This is a genomic window from Clostridium sp. AF22-10 (genome assembly GCF_003478725.1).
Classification (GTDB): Bacteria; Bacillota; Clostridia; order Lachnospirales; family Lachnospiraceae; genus Otoolea; species Otoolea fessa.
Map to the genome: position 1 here is coordinate 1 of NZ_QUFZ01000057.1, position 2,962 is coordinate 2,962.

General features: G+C 31.7%; 2 protein-coding genes. Both read left to right on the forward strand.

The features are described from left to right. Nucleotides 1–160: 160 nt before the first annotated feature. Nucleotides 161–919, forward strand: a complete 759-nt coding sequence (locus DWX91_RS16120; RefSeq protein WP_182435125.1) for a hypothetical protein — start codon at nt 161–163, stop codon at nt 917–919. Nucleotides 920–1,027: 108 nt separating this feature from the next. Continuing rightward, the gene (locus tag DWX91_RS16125) at nt 1,028–2,908 is read left to right on the forward strand and encodes an ATP-dependent helicase (RefSeq protein WP_118539803.1); all 1,881 of its coding nucleotides are present in this window, start codon (nt 1,028–1,030) and stop codon (nt 2,906–2,908) included. Nucleotides 2,909–2,962 lie beyond the last annotated feature (54 nt).

Below are 2,962 nucleotides of genomic sequence, written 5' to 3' on the forward strand. Positions count from 1 at the left end.
TCACTCAGGTATATAATATTCCTCTTCCATCGAACTTTGATAAATGAATAAATCCCTATATCAATATATTGTTCCTCTCATTCTAAACAGTCTAATCAATGGTCATGATAAGAATAATAGTATTGAGATCACTGTTGGTAAATGGGCTAGGGAAATTAATATGGTCAATCAGAATTACAATCTGGTTAAGTTCAATAGAGAGGATACCAGTACAGAGACTCAAATTCAGTTAGATACAATCAATGAATTTTATGATAAAGCAGATCATGCAATCAACTATTACATCTCGAATGCTCTCGATTATCTGAAATCTGCTGGACTCATCATCTGGCGTGAAGTCAATCGTATTACTGTTGAAGAATCAGATGGGACCACAATTATTGACCATGACGGAAATGTTTCGCTAAACATCAATCTCACTACTCATCAGGCTTCCAAAGAAGAAATGGACTATTACTCTCAGTGCATTGCCATTGCAGATAAAGAAGCTAAGATTGATAGTGCTGGAGAAAGATATTACAGTAAGAAAGCACCTATCTTCCAGAATGCTTTAAAGAGAGAATTATATAAAAGAAAGATTAAATTTGTATATTCTACATATGAAGCATATTATGTTCATCTGGATCGTTGCCAAGCTCTTTTAGATCATTTTGAAGGATTTAATGCTAAGAAATTCCTAGATAAATTTAATCAAGAGTTTTCAGATATGCTTATTGAGAACGCTGGTAATAGGTTTGACAAAAATACCAAAGCCACTTTAAGAAGTCTATATAAAAATCGTGGAGAGTATGAATTAGCTTTTGGTTCGCTTTGTGATATTACTATTAACAATGAGACTGAATATCTTGGGAAAAGAATTCAGAAGAAAACCAACGATGATAACTATACCCTTCAGATTACTCACAATCTCGAAGAGTAATTTATAGATCATTCTGGATAGGCAGCATAAATCTGTTTGTTCTAGGATCTTTTAGGCGAATATATAAATGGGACAAGAAATTACACCAAACGAAAGGATACATAAAATATGAATTTTAATACAGCTCAGAAAGAAGCTATTAATTCTATACATGGTAACTATGCTGTTATTGCTACTGCTGGTAGTGGTAAAACAACTGTGCTCACTAAAAGAATTGAAAACTTAGTAAAAAAACATAGTATTTCACCGATTAATATTCTTGCTATTACATTTAGCAAGAAAGCAAAAGAGAGTATTCAGGATAAATTAAATAAACTTGGTATCTCAAATGTTAATGTAGAAACATTCCACTCTCTTGCGCTCAAGATTATTATTCAAAAATATGGTTCAGATAAATACAAAGTCTGGACTGCTCAGTGGGAGAAAGAAAAAATCATTCAAGATACCTGTGTAAATATGCGACTTTGTTCAAAAGATAAGGTCCCATACAATGAGATTGTACGATTCATTGCTAATCAGAAAGTTAATATGATATCTGATGTGAATAATCTTGTATATGGCGCGGATGAGCCGTTTGATAAAACCAAAATGAAAGAAATTTACTCACAATTTGAAGAATATAGAAAAGCCAGATCATATATTGAATTCGATGACTTTTTAAATATGGCAAATGATATTCTGGATAATAATGAATCATTGAAATCACAGTTTCAAAAGAAATATAAATTTATCTTATCTGATGAGTTTCAAGATATTTCAATGTCTCAATCTCTTCTTCTCAAGAAATTAAATTTCACAAATACAATGATTGTAGGAGATCCACTTCAGGCTATTTATTCATTCCGAGGTGGTGATAGTAAATATATTTTAAATTTTGATGAGAACTATGCTGAGTCTAAGATTATTAATCTAAATACAAATTATAGATGCAGTAAGGATATTGTTACTACTGCTAATGCTCTAGCTAGGGATATTCCAGATTCAAAACATAAATATTATGTAGAAAGCATTGCATCGAATGATAGTTATAAAGTTCCAGAGTACAGGAATTTTCCAAATGAATATGCTGAAGCTAAATGGATTGCTGAGAAAATCAAAGAAATGAGTTCCGATTATAAATATCATGATTTTGCTGTTCTGGCGCGGACAAACGCACAGTTGACTAAGGTACAGTCTATTTTACATGATAATAGTATTCCTTTTACTGTTGTAGATGGTAAAGTATTTACGGATTTGCCGGAGATCAAGCTATTACTCTCCTATCTCAAACTGTCAGTAAATAAAGATGATAACGAAGCGTTCTCATATGTATATAACAAACCTAATCGTTGGTTAGACAAGAAATTCTTCGAGGAAGTAGAACAAATGGCGCTGGATAAGGGGATGCCCTATTATGATGCTATGTTTATTATTGCCCGGAGAAATTGGAAATTTAAGAATGGTATCAATGAGATTCAGTCTGTTGTAGAACATATAAAGAAAATCAAAAGTATTGTTGAGAAAATTAAATATATCAGAAAGTCATTGAATGTTGATATGTTTGTTTCTAAAGGTAAAGCTGCGGATGATGGTAGCTCTACTGAACAGATTGAGAATATGAATGCTTTTGAGAATATTGCTGAGAAGTTTGATTCTCTGGAGAGATTTATCTTCTATCTAAGTAATCTTAATAATACCAATAAGAATAATAGTAAAAACAAGGTAAATCTCACTACTATTCATCGTGCAAAAGGTTTGGAATACCCGGTAGTTTTCATTATTGGATGCAATGAGGGATTATTACCACATGCTAAGAATGATAGTATTAACGATGAAAAACGATTATTTTATGTAGCTATCACCAGAGCTGAAAAAGAACTCTACATATCTTCTACTAATTCTTACAATTCTAAGGATAATATTCCAAGTAAATTTATTGATGTGATCAAACCAACGATTTGTGTCGTGAAAAAGAGTGAATATATAAGTGAGGATGCTGATAAGGAATAGAGAGTGTAGTAAAATTTATGAAAGGATCATATTTACATGAGTAAAGAAATAACT